The organism is Pseudomonas guariconensis (genome assembly GCF_024127895.1).
GTDB classification, from domain to species: Bacteria; Pseudomonadota; Gammaproteobacteria; order Pseudomonadales; family Pseudomonadaceae; genus Aquipseudomonas; species Aquipseudomonas guariconensis_B.
The window spans coordinates 1-23,770 of sequence record NZ_JAMYBK010000032.1; the positions used below are offsets into that span (position 1 = coordinate 1).

General features: G+C 64.2%; 22 protein-coding genes and 1 pseudogene. 11 read left to right on the top strand and 12 right to left on the bottom strand.

What is annotated here, in order from left to right; genetic code table 11:
* Positions 1-336 (bottom strand): carbon starvation CstA family protein (locus NJF35_RS22195; protein WP_317235062.1); only part of this gene is annotated, 336 nt, incomplete at its 3' end.
* 167 nt (positions 337-503) lie between these two features.
* On the opposite strand from NJF35_RS22195, the gene NJF35_RS22200 reads away from it, so the two are divergent.
* On the top strand, positions 504-869 hold the full coding sequence (locus NJF35_RS22200; RefSeq protein ID WP_225790513.1) for a PilZ domain-containing protein: 366 nt from the start codon (positions 504-506) through the stop codon (positions 867-869).
* 260 nt (positions 870-1,129) lie between these two features.
* Positions 1,130-2,647, top strand: coding sequence for a nucleobase:cation symporter-2 family protein (locus NJF35_RS22205; protein ID WP_225790514.1), 1,518 nt, complete (start codon positions 1,130-1,132; stop codon positions 2,645-2,647).
* Positions 2,648-2,763: 116 nt separating this feature from the next.
* Here the strand turns inward: NJF35_RS22205 and radA are convergent, their stop codons facing one another.
* Positions 2,764-4,131: a DNA repair protein RadA gene (gene radA, locus NJF35_RS22210; protein WP_225790515.1), complete on the bottom strand. Its 1,368-nt coding sequence runs from the start codon at positions 4,129-4,131 to the stop codon at positions 2,764-2,766.
* Between the two features lie 176 nt (positions 4,132-4,307).
* On the opposite strand from radA, the gene mscL reads away from it, so the two are divergent.
* Entirely contained in the window at positions 4,308-4,715 is a 408-nt protein-coding gene (gene mscL, locus NJF35_RS22215; RefSeq protein WP_225790516.1) for a large-conductance mechanosensitive channel protein MscL, read from the top strand.
* Between the two features lie 81 nt (positions 4,716-4,796).
* On the opposite strand, the gene NJF35_RS22220 is transcribed toward mscL, so the two are convergent.
* Positions 4,797-5,573 (bottom strand): ferredoxin--NADP reductase, encoded by a 777-nt coding sequence (locus tag NJF35_RS22220; RefSeq protein ID WP_225790517.1) that lies wholly within the window; start codon positions 5,571-5,573, stop codon positions 4,797-4,799.
* A gap of 199 nt (positions 5,574-5,772) precedes the next feature.
* Here NJF35_RS22220 and NJF35_RS22225 point away from each other — a divergent pair, with 199 nt between their 5' ends.
* Positions 5,773-6,477, top strand: a complete 705-nt coding sequence (locus NJF35_RS22225) for an autoinducer binding domain-containing protein (RefSeq protein ID WP_225790518.1) — start codon at positions 5,773-5,775, stop codon at positions 6,475-6,477.
* An 83-nt stretch (positions 6,478-6,560) separates the two neighbouring features.
* The gene (locus NJF35_RS22230; protein ID WP_253091489.1) at positions 6,561-7,688 is read left to right on the top strand and encodes a methyltransferase; all 1,128 of its coding nucleotides are present in this window, start codon (positions 6,561-6,563) and stop codon (positions 7,686-7,688) included.
* Positions 7,689-7,769: 81 nt separating this feature from the next.
* Here NJF35_RS22230 and NJF35_RS22235 read toward each other — a convergent pair whose 3' ends face one another.
* The 3 genes from NJF35_RS22235 to NJF35_RS22245 are packed head-to-tail and all read right to left on the bottom strand — an operon-like array spanning position 7,770 to position 10,373.
* The gene (locus tag NJF35_RS22235; protein WP_225790520.1) at positions 7,770-7,910 is read right to left on the bottom strand and encodes a DUF2474 domain-containing protein; all 141 of its coding nucleotides are present in this window, start codon (positions 7,908-7,910) and stop codon (positions 7,770-7,772) included.
* A 12-nt stretch (positions 7,911-7,922) separates the two neighbouring features.
* On the bottom strand, positions 7,923-8,930 hold the full coding sequence (gene cydB / locus NJF35_RS22240) for a cytochrome d ubiquinol oxidase subunit II (protein WP_225790521.1): 1,008 nt from the start codon (positions 8,928-8,930) through the stop codon (positions 7,923-7,925).
* Positions 8,931-8,933: 3 nt separating this feature from the next.
* A complete protein-coding gene (locus NJF35_RS22245; protein WP_225790522.1) occupies positions 8,934-10,373 on the bottom strand; it encodes a cytochrome ubiquinol oxidase subunit I in 1,440 nt (479 codons plus the stop codon).
* Between the two features lie 366 nt (positions 10,374-10,739).
* On the opposite strand from NJF35_RS22245, the gene NJF35_RS22250 reads away from it, so the two are divergent.
* From NJF35_RS22250 to trmA, 3 genes are all read left to right on the top strand, one after another.
* On the top strand, positions 10,740-11,960 hold the full coding sequence (locus tag NJF35_RS22250; protein ID WP_253091490.1) for an MFS transporter: 1,221 nt from the start codon (positions 10,740-10,742) through the stop codon (positions 11,958-11,960).
* Positions 11,961-12,152: 192 nt separating this feature from the next.
* The gene (locus NJF35_RS22255) at positions 12,153-13,448 is read left to right on the top strand and encodes an NCS2 family permease (protein WP_225790524.1); all 1,296 of its coding nucleotides are present in this window, start codon (positions 12,153-12,155) and stop codon (positions 13,446-13,448) included.
* The gene (gene trmA, locus NJF35_RS22260) at positions 13,445-14,530 is read left to right on the top strand and encodes a tRNA (uridine(54)-C5)-methyltransferase TrmA (RefSeq protein ID WP_253091491.1); all 1,086 of its coding nucleotides are present in this window, start codon (positions 13,445-13,447) and stop codon (positions 14,528-14,530) included. The genes NJF35_RS22255 and trmA overlap by 4 nt, the downstream gene beginning before the upstream one ends.
* 109 nt (positions 14,531-14,639) lie before the next feature.
* Here trmA and pcaG read toward each other — a convergent pair whose 3' ends face one another.
* The gene (gene pcaG, locus NJF35_RS22265; RefSeq protein WP_225790526.1) at positions 14,640-15,245 is read right to left on the bottom strand and encodes a protocatechuate 3,4-dioxygenase subunit alpha; all 606 of its coding nucleotides are present in this window, start codon (positions 15,243-15,245) and stop codon (positions 14,640-14,642) included.
* A 10-nt stretch (positions 15,246-15,255) separates the two neighbouring features.
* Complete coding sequence (pcaH, locus tag NJF35_RS22270) at positions 15,256-15,975, bottom strand: protocatechuate 3,4-dioxygenase subunit beta (RefSeq protein ID WP_225790527.1); 720 nt, start codon at positions 15,973-15,975, stop codon at positions 15,256-15,258.
* A 200-nt stretch (positions 15,976-16,175) separates the two neighbouring features.
* Here pcaH and NJF35_RS22275 point away from each other — a divergent pair, with 200 nt between their 5' ends.
* The 3 genes and pseudogenes from NJF35_RS22275 (at position 16,176) to NJF35_RS24940 (ending at position 19,218) form a co-directional block, all read left to right on the top strand.
* Positions 16,176-17,063, top strand: a complete 888-nt coding sequence (locus NJF35_RS22275; RefSeq protein ID WP_225790528.1) for a neutral zinc metallopeptidase — start codon at positions 16,176-16,178, stop codon at positions 17,061-17,063.
* A gap of 370 nt (positions 17,064-17,433) precedes the next feature.
* Positions 17,434-18,312 (top strand): annotated as a pseudogene (locus NJF35_RS24935) (methyl-accepting chemotaxis protein); the annotation flags it as partial.
* 201 nt (positions 18,313-18,513) lie between these two features.
* Complete coding sequence (locus NJF35_RS24940) at positions 18,514-19,218, top strand: methyl-accepting chemotaxis protein (protein WP_410046032.1); 705 nt, start codon at positions 18,514-18,516, stop codon at positions 19,216-19,218.
* Between the two features lie 276 nt (positions 19,219-19,494).
* Here NJF35_RS24940 and NJF35_RS22285 read toward each other — a convergent pair whose 3' ends face one another.
* The 4 genes from NJF35_RS22285 to NJF35_RS22300 form a co-directional block, all read right to left on the bottom strand.
* A complete protein-coding gene (locus NJF35_RS22285) occupies positions 19,495-20,040 on the bottom strand; it encodes a hypothetical protein (RefSeq protein WP_225790530.1) in 546 nt (181 codons plus the stop codon).
* A 244-nt stretch (positions 20,041-20,284) separates the two neighbouring features.
* Positions 20,285-21,952: a gamma-glutamyltransferase gene (gene ggt, locus NJF35_RS22290; protein ID WP_225790531.1), complete on the bottom strand. Its 1,668-nt coding sequence runs from the start codon at positions 21,950-21,952 to the stop codon at positions 20,285-20,287.
* A gap of 96 nt (positions 21,953-22,048) precedes the next feature.
* Positions 22,049-22,954 (bottom strand): LysR family transcriptional regulator, encoded by a 906-nt coding sequence (locus NJF35_RS22295; RefSeq protein ID WP_225790532.1) that lies wholly within the window; start codon positions 22,952-22,954, stop codon positions 22,049-22,051.
* Positions 22,955-23,041: 87 nt separating this feature from the next.
* Complete coding sequence (locus tag NJF35_RS22300; RefSeq protein WP_225790533.1) at positions 23,042-23,632, bottom strand: NAD(P)H-dependent oxidoreductase; 591 nt, start codon at positions 23,630-23,632, stop codon at positions 23,042-23,044.
* Positions 23,633-23,770: the final 138 nt, after the last annotated feature.

The window sequence follows — 23,770 nt, forward strand, 5'->3', positions numbered from 1 at the left end:
CGCGGCGAGCACCGGACCGACCAGGGGGCCGGCGCCGGCGATGGCGGCGAAGTGGTGGCCGAAGAGGATGTGCTTGTTGGTCGGGACGTAGTCCAGGCCATCGTTGTTGAGGACCGCCGGGGTGGCCCGACGCGGGTCGAGCTGCATCACCTTGGTGGCGATGAACAGGCTGTAGTAGCGGTAGGCGACCAGGTAGATGGCCACGGCGGCGACTACGATCCACAAGGCATTGATCGCCTCGCCGCGACGCAGGGCGACCACACCCAGCGCGCAAGCGCCTATGACCGCCAGCGCCAACCACGGAATGTGGCGTAGCAGGCTATTATTGTTGTTCATGGTTCACTTCCAGCTGGTGGATTGGAAAAAGACCGCCCACCGAGTCTAGGGCGTGTCATCGCGCATTGCCATACTTGCTTTGATCTAGAGCCTCCGCGGCCCGTCAGCGGTACCTGATGCACAGACCAATCAACTATAGTCAGGAAGCACCCCCGGAGGGTCTAGCCATGAGCGAACACGACGAACGCCGCCGCTTCCAGCGCATCGACTTCGACGCCCCCACCGAGCTGCGCCAGGGCACACGGCGCTGGCCGGTGAAACTGCTCGACCTGTCGCTCAAGGGCCTGCTGATCGAGCGTCCCGAGCCGTGGGATGCCGACCTGACCCAGGATTTCGACGCCATCATCCATCTCGACCCGCAGACCCGTGTACAGATGCAGGTGGAATTGCGTCATGAAGAACCCACCCGGCTCGGCTTCATCTGCCTTTATATCGACATCGATTCGATGACCCATTTGCACCGTCTTGTGGAACTGAACGTCGCCGACAGCACCGAAATGATGCGCGAGCTGCGCGAACTCATCGAATATTGATATCTCTTAGCCAGCTAACATTCTTCCCGCCATGTGTTTCCTGTCTACCCAGACAGCTTTCTGTTGGGTAGCAGCTGTGTTGTACACACCCCTCTAGCATCGCCTCTGCCAGCTTGGAACGCATTCTGCATTCCATTTGCCCGCACCTTGCGAACGCCCTTGTCCGCGCTCCGATCAAAATCTTGTATACAATTCTTGTGGTATTTGTTTGCAGGAATTGTCTACAGTAGCGACACAACAATAAACAGAGAGCCTGCTCCATGACTACGTCCCCTAGCACGTCTCCCGCCAAGCGCCCCGAGGATGAATACCTCGGGCTTGGCGCCAACCTGGCCTATGGTCTGCAGCATGTGCTGACCATGTACGGGGGGATCGTGGCCGTGCCCCTGATCCTCGGCCAGGCCGCGGGTCTGGCGCCCGCGGAGATCGGCCTGCTGATCGCCGCCTCGCTGTTCGCCGGTGGCCTGGCCACGCTGTTGCAGACCCTTGGCCTGCCGTTCTTCGGCTGCCAGTTGCCATTGGTGCAAGGGGTGTCCTTCGCCGGTGTCGCCACCATGGGGGCGATCCTCAGCAGTGAAGGCGGCGGTGGCCTGCAGGGCGTGCTCGGCGCGGTCATGGCGGCCTCGCTGATCGGCTTCCTGATCACCCCGGTGTTCTCGCGCATCACCAAGTTCTTCCCGCCGCTGGTCACCGGTATCGTCATCACCACCATCGGCCTGACCCTGATGCCGGTCGCCGCGCGCTGGGTGATGGGCGGCAACAGCGCCTCGCCGGAGTTCGGTAGCATGGCCAACATCGGCCTGGCGGCACTGACCTTCGCCATCGTCCTGCTGCTGAGCAAGCTGGGCAACGCGACCATCTCGCGCCTGTCGATCCTCCTGGCCATGGTGGCAGGTACCCTGATCGCCTGGGCCCTGGGCATGACCGACTTCAGCAAGGTCAGCGAAGGCCCGATGTTCGCCTTCCCCAGCCCGTTCCACTTCGGCATGCCGACCTTCCACATCGCCGCGATCCTGTCGATGTGCATCGTGATCATGGTGACCCTGGTGGAGACCTCGGCCGACATCCTCGCCGTGGGCGAGATCATCGATACCAAGGTCGACTCCAAGCGCCTGGGCAACGGCCTGCGCGCCGACATGGCCTCGAGCATCCTGGCACCGATCTTCGGCTCCTTCACCCAGAGTGCGTTCGCCCAGAACGTCGGCCTGGTGGCGGTGACCGGGGTCAAGAGCCGCTACGTGGTGGCCACCGGCGGGGTGATCCTGGTGGTGCTCGGCCTGCTGCCGATCATGGGCCGGGTGATCGCCGCGGTACCGACGCCGGTACTGGGCGGTGCAGGCATCGTGTTGTTCGGCACCGTGGCCGCCAGCGGTATCCGCACCCTGTCGAAGGTCAACTACAAGAACAACGTCAACCTGATCATCGTCGCCGCCTCGCTGGGCTTCGGCATGATCCCGATTGCCGCGCCGAACTTCTACCACCACTTCCCGAACTGGTTCGAGACCATTTTCCACTCCGGCATCAGCTCGGCGGCGATCATGGCCATCCTGCTGAACCTGATCTTCAACCACTTCACCGTGGGCAACTCGGACCAGCAATCGGTGTTCGCCGCGGGCTACGAGCGAACCATCCAGTATTCCGACCTCTCGGCCCTGCGTGATGGCGACTACTTCAAGGACGGCAAACTGTTCGATGCCGACGGCAACGAGGTGCCGGTGCTCGAACCTGACGAACAGGGCGACGAGGCGCCCAGGCGCAAGGCGCTGGCAGAGCACTGATCGCCACCTGCGGCGGTCACGCAAGGGGAGCCGATGCGCATCGTCGGCTCCCCTTTTTTCATGTCGCGAAACTATCGGCCCCAATGCCACTTCACTGACCAGCCTTGGGGCTTGGATCACTCGAAGAGTGCATCCAAGGCCTGTTCCAGCCGGGTCACGGCAATCACTTGCAAACCGGCCGGGGCTTCCTTCGGCGCATTGCCCTTGGGCACGATGGCGCGCTTGAAACCGTGCTTGGCGGCCTCCTTGAGGCGCTCCTGGCCACTGGGCACCGGGCGTACCTCACCGGACAGGCCGATCTCGCCGAACACCAGCAGGCCATCGGCCAGCGGGCGGTTGCGCAGGCTGGACATGACTGCCGCCATCAATGCCAGGTCCGACGCCGTCTCCAGCACCTTGACGCCCCCCACCACATTGAGGAACACGTCCTGATCATGGGTGGGAATACCACCGTGCCGGTGCAACACCGCCAGCAGCATGGCCAGGCGGTTCTGGTCCAGGCCCAGGGTGACCCGGCGCGGGTTGGCCAGGTGGCTGTCGTCCACCAGCGCCTGGACCTCCACCAGCATCGGCCGGGTACCTTCCCAAGTCGCCATGACCACGCTGCCGGGCACTTCCTCCTGGGCGCGGTTGAGGAAGATCGCCGACGGGTTGGAAACCTCCTTGAGGCCCCGGTCGGTCATGCCGAACACGCCCAGCTCGTTGACCGCGCCGAAGCGATTCTTCACCGCCCGCAGCAGACGCAGTCGGCCATCGGACTCACCCTCGAAGTACAGCACGGTGTCGACCATGTGCTCCAGCACCCGTGGACCGGCCAGGGAGCCCTCCTTGGTCACGTGGCCGACCAGGAACACCGCCGTGCCGCTCTGCTTGGCATAGCGCACCAGCAATGCGGTGCTCTCGCGGACCTGGGCCACGCCGCCGGGCGCGGACTGCAGCTGTTCGGTGAAGATGGTCTGGATCGAGTCGATGACCATGACCCGGGGCTTTTCCTGGCGCGCCGTGGCGATGATCGCCTCGATGCAGGTCTCGGTCATCACCTTGAGCTGGTCCTGGGGCAGGCCCAGGCGCCGCGAGCGCATGGCCACCTGCTGCTGGGACTCCTCGCCGGTGACGTACAGCGCCGGCATGCGCGCGGCGACGTTGCACAGGGTCTGCAGCAGAATGGTCGACTTGCCGATCCCCGGGTCGCCGCCGATCAGCACCACCGAACCGTCGACCAGGCCACCACCGAGCACCCGGTCCAGCTCGGTACTGCCAGTGCCGAAACGTGGGATCTCCTCGACGCTGACCTCGGCCAGGGTCTTGATCTGTGCCTGTTGCCCGGCCCAGCCGGCACGCCCGCTGGGCGCCGCGGCACCGCCGCTCTCGATCAGGGTCTCGACCAGGGTGTTCCAGGCCCCGCATTCACCGCACTGGCCGGCCCATTTGGGGAAGGTCGCGCCACACTCGGTGCAGCCATACAAGCGCTTGGCCTTGGCCATGGGCTCAGTCTCCTGGAAAAAATCGCCATGATAGCCGAGCCGGACGTGCCTCGAACGTGCCGGGAAGCGACAAAACTATTCGATCTAACCGCAGTCTCTAGCATCGGCGTAACGCATGAAGCGCATAGCTGGCTTACACTGCGAATACCTTATCCATTTGTTACAAGGAATAAACCATGGGCATGCTCAGTGAATTCAAGGCCTTTGCGGTAAAGGGAAATGTCGTCGACATGGCCGTCGGTATCATTATCGGCGCGGCCTTCGGCAAGATCGTATCGTCCTTCGTGGGCGACGTGGTCATGCCGCCGCTGGGCCTGTTGATCGGTGGGGTGGACTTCAGTGACCTGGCCATCACCCTCAAGGCCGCCGAGGGCGACATCCCCGCGGTGGTGCTGGCTTATGGCAAGTTCATCCAGACGGTGATCGACTTCCTGATCATCGCCTTCGCGATCTTCATGGGCGTGAAGGTGATCAATCGCCTCAAGCGCGAAGAAGCCGAGGCCCCGAGCGCCCCGCCCGTGCCGACGCCCGAGGAGACCCTGCTGACCGAGATCCGCGACCTGCTCAAGAACCGTCAGCCCTGAGCGACTAGCCACGAGCTGCAAGCTGCAAGAAAAAGCCGATCGGTGTGATAGCTGCTTTTTCTTGCAGCTCGTGGCTTGCAGCTACCAGTAGTTCTCCACCGCCACCTGCCCCGGCCGCCGGCTCAGGCTCAACTGCAGGTCGCGCGCCTTCAGCACCTTGCGGGTGTCGTCGATCATGTCCGGGTTACCGCACAGCATGATCCGCGAATGCTCCGGTGACAGCTCCAGCCCCGCTGCCTTCTCCAGTTCGCCATGCTCGATCAGCGTGGTGATCCGCGCATTCAACGCCCCAGGGTACCGCTCGCGGGTGACCACCGGGATGAACTGCAGCTTGCCGGCGAACTCGGCCAGGTAGTCACGCTGCTCCAGGCCGGCGATCAGGTCCAGGTAGGCCAGTTCCTTGGCCTCGCGCACCGAATACACCAGCTTGATATTGTCGAATCGCTCCCAGGCTTCGAAGTCTTGCAGGATCGACATGAACGGCGCGATACCGGTGCCGGTGGCCAGCAACCACAGGTCACGGCCACCCACGAAACGGTCGAGGGTCAGGTAGCCGAAGGCCTGGCGATCGATGAGCAAGTGATCGCCCTCGCCCAGGCGGCTCAGCTCGCTGGTGAACTCGCCGCCCGGCACGACGATGGAGAAGAAGTCGAGGAACTCGTCATGGGGGGCGCTGACCATCGAGTAAGCCCGCCATACCACGCTGCCATCGGCCTTGGTCACGCCCAGACGGGCGAACTGCCCGGAACGGAAACGAAACCCAGGGTCGCGGGTGACCCGCAGGGTGAACAGATTGGGGGTCAACGGCTGGACGTCGAGCAGGGTCTGGCGGGTGAACTTGTCGGCGCTGGCAGTCATGACGGGCTCCATCGATCAGGAACGCCCAGTGTCGCCCAAAGCGCCGGGGATGAACACCGATGGTTTGTAGGGCCTCGTGCGGCGCTCGTCGGCGAGCACGGTCTATAACAAAATATTCCGAACAAATTGCTAGGTCTTTTCCTACAATCATCCGGTAGCGGAATTTTGGATCCATCTAGAGTCCAGAGGGAGCCGACTCATGCCACAGTGGAAAACCCAACAACTGCAATTGCTGCTCGAGGAGCGGGAGCCACAACGACTGTTCGATCGCGCCCTTGGCCTGGTCCAAGATCTGGACATGACCTACCTGGGCCTGGCGCTGTACCTGCCCATCGCCGCCCATCCTCCGCAGGTGGTGCGCTACAACAACTATCCAGGCGAATGGAACGCCCACTGCCAGGGCGGCGAAGCGCTGCGCGAAGACCCGGTCGTCAACAGATGCCATCGCACCACGATGCCCGTCCTCTGGCACGATGAGTTGTACCACGAGGTTCCCCACCTGCGCGAAACGGCCTGCAGCCATGGTTTGTGTCACGGCTGGACACAATCGGTGCACGACCTGCAGCACAACGAAACCCAACTGAGCGTGGCCAGGCCACAAGGAGCGATCGACACCGCCGAATTCTACGAGAAGGCCGCCCAGGTGCTCTGGCTGTGCAATAGCCTGCATGCCCTGCTCTGCGAGTATCACCTGGCGCGGCTCGCCCCCGAGCCCAGCCTGAGCGACCGGGAGCTGGAGGTCCTCAAGTGGTCCGCCGCCGGCAAGACCGCCTCGGACATCGCCTGCATCCTTTCGCTGTCGACCAGCACCGTGAACTTCCACATCCGCAGCGTGATCACCAAGACCAACGCCGCCAACAAGGCCGGGGCGATCGCCATCGCCGCCACCCGCGGCCTGCTCTGACGCCAGGCGCAAAGCCCTGTAGAATCGCGCACCTGAAGCTCGTCGTGGCCTGCGATGGGCAGTTTCGCACCCGAGCCAACGCCATGCCCCTGCTGACCAGCCCCTTCGCCGAACTCGACCTGATCCGCCAGCCGGAACAGGCCAACGATCCCCTGCAAGCCTTCGATGCCGCGGACCACTACCTGCTGGAGCACCTGGCCGGCCAGGCACCGGGGGCCGGTTGCCGGGTACTGGTGCTCAATGACAGCTTCGGGGCCCTGGCCGCCAGCCTGGCCGGGCACCTGGACGTGGTCAGCAGTGGCGATTCGCACCTGGCCCACCTGGCCCTGGAAAAGAACCTGGTGCGCAATGGCAAGCCCTACGACAGCGTGCCCTTCGTGCCCGCCAGCGAACGCTGGCAGGGCCCGTTCGATCGGGTACTGGTGCGTGTGCCCAAGGCCCTCGCCCTGCTCGAAGAGCAGTTGATCCGCCTGCAGGGCCACCTGGCGCCAGGCGCCCAGGTGATCGCCGGCGCCATGATCAAGCATCTGCCGCGTGCCGCAGGCGACCTGATGGAAAAGTACATCGGCCCGGTGCAGGCTTCGCTGGCCCAGAAAAAGGCACGCCTGCTCACGGCCAGCGTCGTCGACGAGCGTCCCGCCGCGCGTTCGCCCTACCCCACCCGCTACCGCCTGGAATCCCCCGCCCTGGAGCTGGTCAACCATGCCAATGTGTTCTGCCGCGAAGGGCTGGACATCGGTACCCGTGCCTTCCTGCCGCACCTGCCCCGCGACCTTGGCCAGGCCCGTGTCGCCGACCTGGGCTGCGGCAATGGCGTGCTGGCGATCGCCAGTGCCCTGGCCAACCCCGACGCGCACTACACGCTGGTGGATGAGTCGTACATGGCCGTGCAGTCGGCCCGGGAGAACTGGCTAGCGGCGCTGGGCGAACGCGAGGTAACGATCCGCCCCGCCGATGGCCTGGCCGGGCAGGACAAGCAGTCGCTGGACGTGGTGCTGTGCAACCCGCCGTTCCACCAGCAGCAGGTGGTCGGCGATTTCCTTGCCTGGCGCATGTTCCAGCAGGCCCGTGAAGCGCTGGTGATCGGGGGCGCGCTGTACATCGTCGGCAACCGCCATCTGGGTTATCACAGCAAACTGGCGCGGTTGTTCCGTGGGGTAGAGCAGGTGGCGGCGACGCCGAAGTTCGTGGTGCTCAAGGCGCGCAAGTAGGGCCTATCAATGCAGATCCGTTAGCGTTTCTGCTGCCATTTGGGGCTGCTTCGCAGCCCCTGTTCTGGCCCCCCGAGGGACTCAATGCGTACTGAGCCCCGCCGCACTCATGAACATCCTCATCAGCCAGGCCACCACCCCAAGGGCGGCGACGCTGGCCGCCCAGATCAGCACCAGCCAACCCAGGCGCTGCCACAGTGGCTTTTTCTCTCCAACGTTCATCGCCGCGCCCCCTCAGTGATAGCCCTGATCATGGGTCACCTTGCCACGGAACACGTAGTAGCTCCAGAAGGTGTACCCCAGGATGAACGGCAGGATGAACAACGTGCCCACCAGCATGAAGCCCTGGCTCTGCGGCGGAGCCGCGGCATCCCAGATGGAGATCGACGGCGGGATGATGTTCGGCCACAGGCTGATGCCCAGGCCGCTGTAGCCGAGGAAGATCAGCACCAGGGTCAGCACGAACGGGGTGTAGTGGGCATTGCGTGCCACCGCCCGCAGCAGCCCGTAGAAGGTCACCAGCACCAGGATCGGCACCGGCATGAACCAGATCAGGTTGGGCAGGCTGAACCAGCGCTCGGCGATCTGCGGATAGGCCAGCGGCGTCCACAGGCTGACGATACCGATCACCACCAGTAGCACCAGCGCCAGGGGCCGAGCCAGGTCATGCATCTGCTGCTGCAGCGGGCCTTCGGTCTTCATGATCAGCCAGGTGCAACCGAGCAAGGTGTAGGCGACGATCAGGCCGAGCCCGCTGAACAGGCTGAACGGGGTGAGCCAGTCCAGCGAACCACCGGCATAGTGGCGATCGACCACCTTGAAGCCTTCGATGAAAGCACCCAGGGCCACACCCTGGAAGAAGGTGGCGACCAGCGACCCCCAGATGAAGGCCTTGTCCCAGATATGGCGCTTGGCGGCCGTGGCCTTGAAGCGGAACTCGAACGCCACGCCGCGGAAGATCAGCCCCACCAGCATGAGGATCAGCGGCAGGTACAGCGCCTCCAACACCACCGAATAGGCCATGGGGAACGCACCGAACAGTCCCGCGCCGCCCAGCACCAGCCAGGTTTCGTTGCCGTCCCATACCGGGGCGACGGTGTTCATCATCACGTCACGGTCACGCTCGCCCTTGACGAAGGGGAAGAGCATGCCGATCCCTAAGTCGAAGCCGTCCATCACCACGTACATCATGACGCCGAAGATGATGATCACGGCCCAGATCAACGGAAGATCGATACCCATGGCTCAGTTCCCCTTGTTCAGGCTGGCGGCGTCGGCATCGATGCCGTCGTCATCGGCGGCGGACAACGGCCGTGCCGGCGTGCGTTTCTGCCCCGGTCCACCGGGTTTGTGCTCGTCGCCCTCGCCGGTCTGCGGCCCCTTGCGCACCAGGCGCATCATGTAGCCCAGGCCCGTGCCGAACAGGGCGAAGTAGACCACCACGAAAATCACCAGGGTCAGGCCGAGCTGGGTGTAGCTGTGGTTGGACACGCCATCGGCGGTCCGCATCAGGCCGTAGACCACCCAGGGCTGGCGGCCGACCTCGGTGGTGAACCAGCCGGCAAGGATGGCGATCAGGCCCGACGGCCCCATCCACAGGGTCAGGTAAAGGAACGGCCGCGAGCTGTACAGCGTGCCGCGCTTGCGCAGCCACAGGCTCCACAGGCCGACGAAGATCATCAGCAGGCCCAGGCCGACCATGATGCGGAACGACCAGAACACGATGGTCGAGTTGGGCCGGTCCTCGGGCGGGAACTCCTTCATCGCCGGGACCTGCTTGTCCAGGCTGTGGGTCAGGATCAGGCTGCCCAGGGCCGGGATCTCGATCTTGAAGCGGGTGGTCTCGGCCTGCATGTCGGGAATGCCGAACAGGATCAGCGGCGTCGGCTCACCGGGCACGTTCTCCCAATGGCCTTCGATGGCCGCGATCTTCACCGGCTGGTGCTTGAGCGTATTGAGGCCATGGAAGTCACCGATCACCGCCTGGATCGGGGCAACGATCAGGGCCATCCACATGGCCATCGAAAGCATCTTGCGCACGGCCGGGTTGTCACGCCCGCGCAGCAGGTGCCAGGCGGCCGAGGCGCCGACGAAGAAGGCCGTGGCGACGAACGCAGCGGTGGCCATGTGCATCAGGCGGAAGGGGAAGGACGGGTTGAAGATCACCGCCAGCCAGTCCACCGGCACCACCCGACCATCGATGATCTCGTGGCCCTGGGGGGTCTGCATCCAGCTGTTGGAGGCGAGGATCCAGAAGGTCGACACCAGGGTGCCGAGGGCGACCATCAGCGTGGAGAAGAAGTGCAATCCCCGGCCGACACGGTTCCAGCCGAACAGCATGACGCCGAGGAAGCCCGCCTCGAGGAAGAATGCGGTCAGCACCTCGTAGGTCAGCAAGGGGCCGGTGATGGCGCCGGCGAAATCGGAGAAACGGCTCCAGTTGGTGCCGAACTGGTAGGCCATGACCAGGCCGGAGACCACCCCCATGCCGAAGTTGACGGCGAAGATCTTCGACCAGAAGTGGTAGAGGTCACGGTAGACGTTGTTGCCGGTCTTCAGCCAGAGGCCTTCGAGAACCGCCAGGTAGCTCGCCAGGCCAATGGTGATGGCTGGGAACAGGATGTGGAAGGATACGGTAAACGCAAACTGGATTCGGGCGAGCTCCAAGGCCTCTAAACCGAACATAGTGCTTCCTCTTCAGGTAATCCGGCGTCCAGGCCGATGGCCTTCACGCCCACAGCCCCCACGGTTATCGAGTGCGGCGCGCTGGAATTGTTCTGTTCGATCGCAGGGAGTCCGGCCATCAGGCCGAATCGTTGCATCTGGAACTATTGACCCAGGTCAACGACTGCTGGAAAGCATAGACGCGAATGGCCGGATGGAGCGTGTGGTTGATTGCCGCGTGACCGGTTGCCTCACCCGCTTGCAAATGAGTGGCATGGGTGATCCCACAGGGTTCTTCGTCAGTCGCACGCCTTCTGAAAAAGTAACTATTTGTTACAGTCAGATGATACCCTGCATCCCCTCTACCACCGAGGTTGCAGATCTGCGATGCCCGACTCCGCCCCGCTGCTGTTGCGCCACCACCGCCCCTTCCTCGCCTTCTGGCTGGCCCGTGTGTTCACCGCCAGCGGCTTCCAGATGCTCACCGTGGCCATCGGTTGGCACCTCTACCAGTTGACCGGCAACGTCCTGGACCTGGGCTGGGTCGGCCTGGTGGAGTTCGCGCCGCGGGTGCTGTTCATGCTGCACACCGGCCACGTGGCCGATCGTTACGACCGCCGCCGTGTCGCCGCCCTGTGCCAGAGCCTGCAGGCCTCGATCGCACTGGCCCTGGCAGTGGGCAGCGCCACCGACAATGTCAGCCGCGAGCTGATCTTCATCCTCGCCTTCCTGCTCGGCGCCACTCGCTCCTTCGAAATGCCGGCGACCCAGGCCCTGCTGCCCAATGTCGTACCGCCAGGGCTGTTTCCGCGAGCCGTGGCAGCCTCGGCCTCGGCGACCCAGTCAGCGACCATCGTCGCCCCGGCCGTGGGTGGCTTCCTCTATGCCTTCGGCAGCCTCTGGGTGTATGCGCCGACGGTCGCCCTGTACGCCATCGCCTGCCTGCTGACCCTGAGCCTCGACGCTCGCCAGCAGCTCCCCCAGCGCGGTCGCGCCAACCTCGAATCGCTGCTGGCCGGCATCCGTTTCATCCGCAGCCGCCGGGACATCTTCGGGGCCATTTCCCTGGACCTGTTCGCCGTGCTGCTCGGTGGCGCCACGGCGCTGCTGCCGGTATTCGCCAAGGACATCCTGCTCACCGGCGCCTGGGGCCTGGGCCTGCTGCGCTCGGCGCCGGCGGTGGGGGCGCTGATGATGTCGCTGTGGCTGGCGCGCTTCCCGGTGGAGCGCAAGGTGGGCCTGATCATGTTCACCGCCGTCGGCGTGTTCGGCGTGGCGACCATCGCCTTCGGCCTGTCCACCTCGTTCTGGTTCTCCCTGGCCGTGCTGGTGGTGCTCGGTGCGGCCGACATGATCAGCATGGTCATCCGCGGTGCCTTCGTGCAGTTGGAGACGCCGGATGAGATGCGCGGGCGGGTCAGTGCGGTGAACGGCTTGTTCATCGGCGCCTCCAACCAACTCGGGGAGTTCGAGTCAGGGGTGACGGCGCACTGGTTCGGCACGGTGCCGGCGGTGGTGCTGGGCGGCGTGGGCACGCTGGTGGTGACCGGGATGTGGATGAAACTGTTCCCGACCCTGGCCAAGCGCGACCGGTTGCACGAAGGCTAGGCATGTGCCGAGCCTGTGCCGCGGTATGCCACCCACCCCGCCCGTCCCGGCGCCCATAGGCCCCCGCCATCCATGCTGGTATGATGCGCGGCTTTTTTCAGCCCCACGCAAATCCACGGCATCCGCTACGGTCTGTGCTTTGCTGATGGGGTCGATACATTCACGGCGCCGGGGGCGCCTTGGGGAGCGGGCATGCTGGAAAGGCTGTTTCAACTAAGAGCACACAACACCAACGTGCGCACCGAGATACTCGCGGGCGTCACCACCTTCCTGGCCATGGCCTACATCCTGTTCGTCAACCCGAGCATCCTCGGCGAGACCGGCATGGACAAGGGTGCGATCTTCGTCGCCACCTGCCTGGCCGCGGCCATCGGCTCAGCGACCATGGGCCTGATCGCCAACTACCCGATCGCCCTGGCGCCCGGCATGGGCCTGAACGCCTTCTTCACCTATACCGTGGTCCTGCACATGGGTCACACCTGGCAGGTCGCGCTGGGTGCGGTGTTCCTCTCGGCGGTGCTGTTCTTCCTGCTGTCGATCTTCCGTATCCGCGAGTGGATCGTGAACAGCATCCCGCTGCCGCTGCGCTCGGCCATCGCGGCGGGCATCGGCCTGTTCCTGGCGCTGATCGCCCTGCACAACGCCGGCATCGTGGTCGACAACCCGGCGACCCTGGTGGGCCTGGGTGACCTCAAGCAACCCGCGCCGATCCTGGCGACCCTTGGCTTCTTCCTGATCGTCGCGCTCGAATCGCTGAAGGTGCGCGGCGCGGTGCTGATCGGCATCCTCGCGATCACCCTGGCCTCGATCCTGCTGGGCGTGACGCCGTTCGGCGGCATCGTCTCCATGCCACCGTCGCTGGCGCCGACCTTCCTGCAGCTGGACATCGCCGGCGCCCTCGACGTGGGCCTGGTCAGCGTGATCTTCGCCTTCCTGTTCGTCGACCTGTTCGACAACTCCGGCACCCTGATCGGCGTGGCCAAGCGCGCGGGGCTGATGGGCAAGGACGGCTACATGCCGAAGATGGGCCGAGCCCTGATCGCCGACAGTACCGCAGCCATGGCCGGCTCCCTGCTGGGCACCTCGACCACCACCAGCTACATCGAATCCGCCGCGGGCGTGAGTGCGGGCGGGCGTACGGGCCTGACCGCCATCGTGGTCGCCATGCTGTTCCTCCTGGCGCTGTTCTTCGCCCCACTGGCCGGCAGCGTACCGGCCTTCGCCACCGCCCCGGCGCTGCTGTTCGTCGCGGTGCTGATGGCCTCGGGCCTGGCGGAAATAAACTGGGACGACGTCACCGAGGCCGCGCCCGTGGTGGTCACCGCCCTGGCCATGCCGCTGACCTACTCGATCGCCAACGGCATCGCCTTCGGTTTCATCGCCTGGACCGCCGTCAAGCTGATCTCCGGTCGCTACCGCGACCTGAACTCGGCCCTGGTGATCCTGTCCATCCTGTTCGTCATCAAGCTGGGCTGGCTCAACGCATGAGTGCTGTCTTCGATCCTTCCACCTATGCCACGCAACTGGACGCCAAGGTCACCCGCCTGCGCGAGCTGCTGGCACCGTTCGACGCGCCGGAACCGGCCGTGTTCGACTCGCCGCGCGAGCACTATCGCCTGCGCGCCGAATTCCGCCTGTGGCGCGAGGACGGCCAGCGCCACTACGCGATGTTCGCCCCGGGCGAGAAGCACACGCCGATCCTGATCGACGACTTCCCCATCGCCAGCCAGCGGATCACTGCCTTGATGCCGCGCCTGAAAGCCGCCTGGCAGGCCAGCGAGGCGCTGAGCAACCGGCTGTTCCAGGTGGAGTTCCTCACCACCCTGGCCGGCGATGCCATGGTCACCCTGTGCTACCACCGCCCGCTGGACGAAGCCTGGGAAATCGCCGCGCGACAGTTGGCCGACGAGCTGGGCGTCAGCATCATCGGCCGTTCCAAGGGCAAGCGCCTGGTCATCGGCCGCGACTATGCCGTGGAAAGACTCAAGGTGGCCGGCCGCGTGTTCAGCTACCGCCAGCCGGAAGGCGCCTTCACCCAGCCCAACGGCGCGGTGAACCAGAAGATGCTGGGCTGGGCCTTCGAGGCCATGGGCGAGCGTGATGACGACCTGCTGGAGCTGTACTGCGGCAACGGCAACTTCACCCTGCCGCTGGCCACCCGCGCGCGCCAGGTGCTGGCCACCGAGATCAGCAAGACCTCGGTCAATGCCGCGCTGAGCAACCTGGATGAGAACGGTGTGGATAACGTTCGGCTGGTGCGCCTGTCGGCCGAAGAGCTGACCCAGGCCCTGAACGAGGTTCGCCCGTTCCGCCGGCTCGAAGGCATCGACCTGAAGGGCTATGCGTTCGGCACGGTGTTCGTCGACCCGCCGCGTGCCGGCATGGACCCGGACACCTGCGAACTGGCCCGGCGCTTCGAGCGCATCCTGTACATCTCGTGCAACCCCGAGACCCTGGCGGCGAACATCGCCCAGTTGCACGACACCCACCGCATCGAGCGCTGCGCGCTGTTCGACCAGTTCCCGTATACCCACCACATGGAAAGCGGCGTGCTGCTGGTACGGCGCTGACCGCACGGGCGCTATCGCCGGCAAGCAGGCTTCCACAGGCAATGCGCTGAGCTTGAGGGCTACGCGGTGCCTGTGGAAACCAGCTTGCCGGCGATGCTTTTCCGGTGCATCAGAAGTCGAAGAACACCGTCTCTCCTTCTCCCTGAATGCGGATATCGAAGCGATACGCCGCCTGGCCTTCCACCTCGCAGCGCCTGGCGATCAGCGTCTCGCGCCGCTGCGGCTGCTCGATCAGGTTGAGCACCGGGCACGTGGCGTTGGCCTCGGCCTCATCGTCGAAATACAACCGCGTATGCAGGTGGATGTTGATGCCACGGGCGAACAGGCTGATGTTGATATGCGGCGCCATGGGTACGCCCGCGGCATTCTTCACCACCCCTGGCTTGACCGTGTGCAGGGCCCACTCGCCGGCGTCGAAGGTGGTGGCGGTGCGGCCGAAGCTGTTGAAGGCGTTTTCCAGGTTGTAGTGGTCCTGGTACTCGCCGCTGGCGTCGGCTTGCCAGAACTCCAGGAACGAATCGCGCACCAGGTGGCCGTTGCCGTCATACACGTGGCCGATCAACAGGATGTGCTCGCCCGGCGCGTGCGGCTTGGCCAGGCGGTTCCAGATCTCCTGGTCGCGGGTCGGGTTGCCGGCCGCCGCCAGGGCGAGGCCGATATGCACGTAGGGGCCGGCGGTCTGCGAAGGGGTTTCCGGCAGCAGTTCGATAGGCATGGCAGGCTCCTCAGCAGTTCTCGAAGTGGCTCTTGCGCTGGCCGCGCAGCACGATGTCGAAGCGATAGGCCAGGCAGTCCATGGGGTTGGCGTTGCTCATGTCGAGCTTGGCGATCAGCCGCTGTACCGCGTCGGGGTTGGCGATCGACTTGACGATCGGGCACAGCGGGATCAGCGGGTCACCTTCGAAATACAGCTGGGTGATCAGCCGGGTGGCGATCGACGGGCCGCTGATCGACACATGGATATGCGCCGGACGCCAATCGTTGGGGCCGTTGCGCCAGGGGTAGGGGCCAGGCTTGATGGTGCGGAAGCTGTAGTAGCCGTCGCGGTCGGTCAAGCAGCGGCCAACACCGCCGAAATTCGGGTCCAGCGGCGCCAGGTAGCGATCGTTCTTGTGCCGGTAGCGACCACCGGCGTTGGCCTGCCACATCTCCACCAGGGTGTTGGGCACCGGCGTGCCGTACTGGTCGAGCACACGCCCGGCCACGATGATGCGCTCGCCGATCGGCAGGCCGCCATGGTTGAAATTCAGCAGCAGATCGTTGTCGTGGGGGCCGAAACCGAGGTGGGAAAAGTCCGGGCCGGTGCTTTCGCTGATCGACTGCGGGATGCTCACCAAGGCTTGGCGCGGGGAGCGTGCCACGGACGTCTTGTAGTCGGGGGTGAAGGCCTTGGGGTGCCAGTTGCGATCACGGATCACGAAGCGGCGGGTGTCCTGGGCGGGCATGCCGTTTTCCTCTCTTGGAATTATGGAGTCGCCTGTGCGTGGCAGGCTGGCCTGCAGTTTCGAACAGGCCGGGCAGCGTGAATATTGAAAACATGCCGACCATCCATAACCTTTTGGTTATGGATGCACACGCCGGCTGACAGGCGCAGCGACACTGAACTAATCTTTGTCTTCATGTTTCACGCTCCGGAGAGCATTTCATGGAATGGCGAAAAGGCCGACGCAGCGACAACGTAGTCGATGCCCGCGGCGCAGGTGGTGGCGGCGGCATGCGTTTTGGCGGCGGCAAGGGGTTGGGGCTTGGCGCGATCCTGCTGATCGTGGGGATCGGCTGGATCACCGGGCAGGATCCGTTGCAGATCCTCGGCCAGATCGCCGGCCAGATGGAGCAGCAACAGCAGCAGGTCCCTGCCGGGGCGGGTGGCAAGGCACCGCCGGCCAACGACGAGCAGGCCGAGTTCGTCGCCTCGATCCTCGGCGACACCGAAGATACCTGGAAAGCCCTGTTCGCCCAGGCCGGCAAACAGTACCGCGACCCCAAGCTGGTGCTGTTCAGCGGCCAGGTCAGCTCGGCCTGCGGTTTCGCCTCCTCGGCGGTCGGACCGTTCTACTGCCCGGCCGACCAACGGGTGTACCTGGACATGACGTTCTTCCGCGAAATGGAAACCCGCTTCGCCGCCGCCGGCGACTTCGCCCAGGCCTATGTGATCGCCCATGAGATCGGCCACCATGTGCAGACCCTGCTGGGGGTCTCTGCCCAGGTCGACGCTGCCCGCCGCAGTGGCCAGCGCATGGAGGGCGACAACGGCCTGCTGGTGCGCCAGGAGCTGCAGGCCGACTGCCTGGCCGGGGTCTGGGCCTACCAGGCGCAGAAACGCCTGAACTGGCTGGAGCCGGGCGATGTCGAGGAAGCCCTCAGCGCCGCCAATGCCATCGGCGACGACCGCCTGCAGCAGCGCGGCCAGGGCCGCGTGGTGCCGGACTCGTTCACTCATGGCACCTCGGCCCAGCGTGTGCGCTGGTTCAAGGCTGGTTTTTCCAGCGGCGACGTCAATCGCTGCGATACCTTCAACGCACGCAACCTCTGAAACCCACCTAACCCCCCATTCGCGGCGCTCCGGCGTCCCGGCAAGCCCGCGAATGGGGCGCAGAGCGCCCTCCGCGATCTCCCGCACGCAAACGTTTCAAATGTTCTCGAAAAAGCGTTTCAGCTTCGGCCCTGCTTGCCGATAACCCCTCCACGAATCAGCGGGCCCACCTGATAACAACAAACGCCCGGCGGTTGGAGATCAAGAGAGCGAAAATCACTTCGGGAGAGCGTGCATGAACAGCTGGTTTGCCAACATCAGCGTCAACCTTAAACTCGGGCTGGGCTTCGGCCTGGTCCTGCTGCTGACCGGCCTGCTGGCCCTGACCGGCTGGACCAGCCTGGGCAGCCTGATCGACCGCAGCAACTGGATGAGCGACATCACCCAGCTCAACAGCGACCTGACCAACCTGCGCGTCGCGCGCCTGCAATACATGCTGACCAACGGCGACGACACCTCGGCCGCCAACGTGCTGGACAAGCTCGACACCTTCGGCGCCCAGCAGCAACACCTGGTCAACACCTTCAAGAGCCCGGAAAACCTCAAGCTGCTGCGCGAGCAGGGCCAGACCATCAGTGAGTACCGGGTCTCGCTGGACAAGATGCGCAAAGGCTACAAGGCCACCCTCGCCGCCCGTGAGGCCATGGACCAGACCGCCAGCCAGGCCCACGATGCGATCGAGACGATCGGCCGCGACGTGCTGGCAAGCCCGCAGGACGATGCCGCCCGCCTGGCGCAGTACCTGGTGGTCAGCAAGGTCGAGCAACAGTTGGCCCAGGTGCGCCTGGACGTGCGCAACTACATCACCGACCTTTCCCCCGATGCCGAACAGGCCGCCCTGCGCCAGCTCGATGCCGCACTGGCGCAAATCGACGGCCTCAAGCGCCAATTGCCGAGCAAGACCGCGCCTATCCAGCAGTTCGAGCGTGCCATGCTGGCCTATCGCGATGCCGTGCGTCAGTTCCGCGACGCCACCGCCGAGATTGGCGTGGCCCGCGCGGAAATGACCGTACAGGGTGCCGATATCGTCAAGCGCAGCGATGCGCTGTACAAGATCCAGCTCGAGCGCCGCGACAACGAAAGCGCCCAGGCGCGCAGCCTGCAGACCATCGCTACCCTGCTGGCACTGCTGGTGGGCGTGCTGGCGGCCTTCCTCATCACCCGACAGATCACCCGCCCGCTGCGCGAGACCCTGGATGTGGTGGAAAAGATCGCCAGCGGCGACCTCACCCAGGACCTGCGCGTCACCCGTCGCGACGAACTGGGCGTGCTGCAGCAGGGCATCGCCCGCATGGGCGTGACCCTGCGCGAGCTGATCACCGGTATTCGCGACGGCGTCACGCAGATCGCCAGTGCCGCCGAGGAACTGTCGGCGGTGACCGAGCAGACCAGCGCCGGCGCCAACAGCCAGAAGGTCGAGACCGACCAGGTCGCCACGGCGATGCACGAGATGGCCGCGACCGTCCAGGAAGTGGCGCGCAATGCCGAGCAGGCCTCCCATGCCGCCACCGGCGCCGATGAGGAAGCCCGTGCCGGCGATCGCGTGGTGGGCGAGGCGGTCAGCCAGATCGAGCGCCTGGCCGCCGAGGTGCATCGCTCCACCGAGGCCATGAGCCTGCTGCAGCAGGAAAGCCAGAAGATCGGCAGCGTCATGGACGTGATCAAGTCGGTGGCCGAGCAGACCAACCTGCTGGCGCTCAACGCCGCCATCGAGGCGGCACGCGCCGGTGAGGCCGGTCGTGGCTTCGCGGTGGTGGCCGACGAGGTACGCGGGCTGGCCCAGCGTACCCAGCAGTCCACCGAGGAGATCGAGGAGCTGGTGGCCAGCCTGCAGAACGGTACCCAGCAGGTGGCCGACGTCATGCTCGGCAGCCGCTCCCTGACCGACAGCAGCGTGGAGCTTGCGCGCAAGGCCGGGCTGTCGCTGGAGAACATCACCCGCACGGTGTCGAACATCCAGTCGATGAACCAGCAGATCGCTGCCGCTGCCGAACAGCAGAGCGCCGTGGCCGAGGAAATCAGCCGCAGCATCCTGAATGTACGGGATGTGTCGGAACAGACCGCCACGGCGAGCGACGAGACGGCGGCCTCCAGCGTCGAACTGGCGCGGCTGGGTGGGCACCTGCAAACGCTGGTCAGCCAGTTCCGCGTTTGACCGACAGGACCAGGGGCTGCTTCGCAGCCCATCGCCGGCAAGCCCTGCCCGCATAGAGCCTGGTGTAATTTATTGATTTAGTAGGGTTCCTGTGGGAGCTTGCTCGCGAATTAAGGGCGCAGCCCTTGTCATACACCTGGGGTGTCAGGGCCGGCCTATTCGCGGCGGTTCGGCGCCCCGACAAGCCCGCTACAGGGCCCTGCGTCAACCGCATGTCTCTGCGCGACAGCGCACCCGATGGCCCCAAGAGCATGCGACTGGCATGACACCCGCCCATCAGAATAGTTGGAACAAACTACTGAAAAATTCCCGGCAAAAATTCGTCGATCCAGAAAGCGTATGGCAGTCTTGCCATATGACTCCGCCCCAAATCGCAAAGGAGATAGAAACCAGAGAGCCGAACATACCTAAGTAGGCGCGTAACAATCCGCTACCATCTGTATCTCCGCTTTTATCATCGGTGAAAATTCTGTAGTGAACTTGCCCCTTGATCGCAACCCATGCAATAGCAGCCTGCACAACCCCTGAGGTTCCCAGCAGCCCGATTGCCAATGTGAAAAAAAATCTCTCGACAATTCCGGTTAGCACACCCGTAAAAATAAAATCGGACAGCCCCTCTTTGTTATTTTCCCCGTGCACGTCTGATCCAGCACTTTCCCTGACAGCCCTTCCCTTCTTCTGGGCAACAATTAACTCCTTCACATACCACATCATCAGAAAAGCTATTTGCGTACCAATCGCTCCCAAGACCCCCGAAACGACTACTAAACCCAGAAACCATGAAGAATCACATATCAAAACGCTTTCTATATTGTTATCCATGATGTCCACTTCTCTCAGGCAGCCAAACGCCAACGTTTTGCGCGTCCTAGCCCCAACAGAAGGACTCCCATAAAACCCATCACACGGTGGCTATCAATAAAAGAAATAGCCTAGAAACAATCAATGTGCCATCAGTCATCCATGCCGGCGATCTGACATTCACAACGCTTGCCAACCTACGCTGAGCGGAACGGCTAGCTAAGAGGCGGACCACTCAACCCACCATCCCAAGTCCAGCCAACGCTTATTCGACAACCTTCCCCACACCCCGCCCACGTGGATCGGACGCCGTCTCCAGCTTGTCCCCCGTCACCCGGATCGCCTGGATATCGCCCATTTCCCAGCCCTGGTCCTCCAGCACATAGCCCATCGCCTTCAGCTCCTCGGCCACCGGCCCGGTCAGCGGCGCGTAGCTGTCGAAGTAGATCGTGTCCTTGGGCAGCAGTTGGTGATGCACGCGCTGCGCCGCCACGGCCTTCTCCAACGGCATGCCGTAGTCATACAGGTTGTTCATCACCTGGAAGATCGAGGTGAAGATCCGCGAACCACCCGGCGTGCCGATCACCAGCGTCACCTTGCCGTCACGGGTGACCAGGCTCGGGCTCATGGACGACAGCATGCGTTTGCCCGGCGCGATGGCATTGGCGTCACCGCCGACTACACCGAAGGCATTGGCCACGCCAGGCTTGGCGCTGAAATCGTCCATCTCGTCGTTGAGCAAAAAGCCCGCGCCCTTGACCACCACACCGCTGCCGTAGTCGAGGTTGAGGGTATAGGTGTTGCTCACCGCGTTGCCCTGCTTGTCGACGATGGAGAAGTGGGTGGTCTGGTGCGACTCCAGGCCCGGGCGCACCTTGTCGGTCTCGGAGATCGCATCGGGGTTGACCTGTTCAGCGCGCTTGGCCAGGTAGTCCTTGTCGATCAACCGGGCGACCGGCACCTGGGTGAAGGCCGGGTCGCCCAGGTAGTCGGCGCGGTCGGCGAACACGCGCTTCTCGATCTCCGCCAATAGGTGGATGTAGCGCGCCGAGTTGTGCGCCACGCCCTTGAAGTCCGCCGCCCGCACTTCCTTGATGCCCAGCAGCTGGGCCAGTGCAACACCGCCGGAGCTGGGCGGCGGTGCGGTATAGACCACGTTGCCGCGCCAATCGAGGGCCATCGGCTGGCGCCACACGGCCTTGTAGTCCTTGAGGTCGTCCTTGGTGATCAGGCCCTTGTCGGCCTGCATCTGCGCCACCAGCAGGTCGGCGGTCCGGCCCTGGTAGAACTCGCTGACGCCCTTGTCGGCGATGCGCTCGAGGGTCTGCGCCAGCTCCGGCTGCTTGAACAGCTCGCCGACCTTCATGCTGGCGAAGTAGTCGTTGAAGTTGGTGGCCTCCTTGAACAGGCCCTGGGCGTCGTCGCGGTACTGGTACTGTTTTTCGGCGACCTTGAAGCCGTTTTTGGCATAGCCGATGGCCGGGGTCAGCAGCTCGCTCCAAGGCAGCTTGCCGAACTTCTGATGGGCCTCCCACAGCCCCATCACCGTACCCGGCACGCCGGCGGCACGGGCGCCGACCAGGCTCAGGTTCTCGATGACCTCGCCCTTGTCGTCCAGGTACATGTCGCGGCTGGCGGCCTTGGGAGCCACCTCGCGGTAGTCGAGGAAATACGGCTTGCCGTCGACGAACAGGGTCATGAAGCCACCGCCACCGATGTTGCCGGCCTCGGGGTAGGTCACCGCCAGGGTGAAGGCCGTGGCCACTGCGGCATCCACCGCGTTGCCGCCCTTCTTCAGAATATCGGCGGCGACCTGTGCGCCATATTCATCGGGGGCGGCCACGGCACCGCCTTCGAGGGTCACGGCAAATGCCGAGGAACAGCTGAGGATCGCGGCCCCGAAGGCCAGGGACCGGAACATGACGATACGCATGCGCACTTTCCTTGGTGTTGTTCTTGTCGAACAGTCATTAAGGCCCAAGCCTCTGGACTACGCAAACACCCAGGGAATTTCCACCGTCGATGAACGTCAGGGCAGCGAGCAGGCGTACATCGCCAGCTTTTGCTGGATGAAGTCGAGGAAGCACTGGATGCGCAGGGCCAACTGGGTATTGCGGTAGTACACCGCGTGAATCGGTTGGCGATAGCCATTGTTGAACTCGCCTAGCACGACCTGCAGGCGACCGCTGCGGATGTCCTCGTGGGTCATGAAGTGCGACAGGCTGACGATGCCCTCGCCAGCCAGGGCCAACTGACGCAAGGTCTCGCCGCTGGAGGCGACCAGGCTGGGGCGGATGCTCCAGCGATCGCCCTCGGCATGACGCAATGGCCACTGGTTGAGGGTTTCCAACTGGCTGAAGCCGAGCAGGCAATGCTCGTCGAGGTCCTCCACCCGCTGTGGGGTGCCATGGCGGGCCAGGTACTCGGGGCTGGCCAGTACCTGCACCGGGCTGCAGCCCAGGGAGCGGGCGTGCAGGCTGGAGTCGGCCAGCTCGCCGATGCGGATGGCCACGTCGGTGCTCTGCTCCAGCAAGTCGATGATCAGGTCGTCGGTGTTCAGTTCCAGTTCGATCCCTGGGTACTGGCGGCGGAACTCGCCGATCCAGGGCAGGATGGCATGCAGCATGAACGGCGCGGCGGCATTGATGCGCAGGCGCCCGGAGGGGGTCTGGCGGTGCATCGACAGACGTTCTTCCATCTCGTCCATCTGCTCGAGGATCAGCCGCGCGCGTTCGAGGAAGAAGCGACCTTCCTCGGTCAGGTCCATGCGCCGGGTGGTGCGATTGACCAGCGTGGTGCCGAGCTTGGTTTCCAGCCGCGACAGGGTGCGGCTGACCGCCGAGGGGGTCTGGCCGATCTGCTCGGCGGCGGCGGAGATCGAGCCGCAGTCGATCACGGCGACGAATACCTGGAGCTCTTCGGATCGGGTTTTCACGTATCAGACCTGTGCTGAAGCATGCCGTGATTGATAGCCGGTGATGGGGGTTCCTGCAAGGGGGCCGCTTCGCAGCCCCAGGCCCCATCACTGGGCCTTGCCGAACACCTTGTCCAGGTGCGCCTCATAGGCCGCCACGGTCGCCGGCACATCCGGCCGCTTCATCACATCCACCGCCAGGAAGGTCGGCAGCCCACTCATGCCCAGGAACTGGTTGGCCTTGTGGAACGGGAAGTACACCGCATCCACCCCCTTGCCCTCGAAGAAGTCGGCTGGGTCATCGAAGGCCTGTTGCGGTGCGTTCCAGGTGGCCGAGATCATGTACTGCTTGCCCTGGACCAGCCCACCGCTGCCGTACTTCTGCGAAGCATCGGAGCGGGTGCGGCCGTCGTTGGCGTACAGGCTGCCGTGGCCGGCGGTGAAGACTTCGTCGATGTACTGCTTGACGGTCCAGGGCGCGCCCATCCACCAGCCGGGCATCTGGTAGATCACCACATCGGCCCAAAGGTACTTTTCCACCTCTTCCCGGATGTCGTAGCCGCCGTCGATATAGGTCTGCTTCACGTCGAAACCGGCGCGGTCCAGGTGGGCCAGGGCGACATCGTGCAGGGTCTCGTTCAGGCGACCGTCGGAGTGAGCGAAGCGTTTGCCGCCGTTGAGCAGGAGGATCTTTTTCATGGGGGCCTCGTAAGGTGGTGTCGATCCGAGGCCAGTGAGCCGCCGATCGAGTCAAGTTGGATGGCGGTAGAGTAGGTATCCAGCGGAGGAGGAAAAAGAGACCCCAACGCAAAATACATTTGCGCTCAAATCATGAAT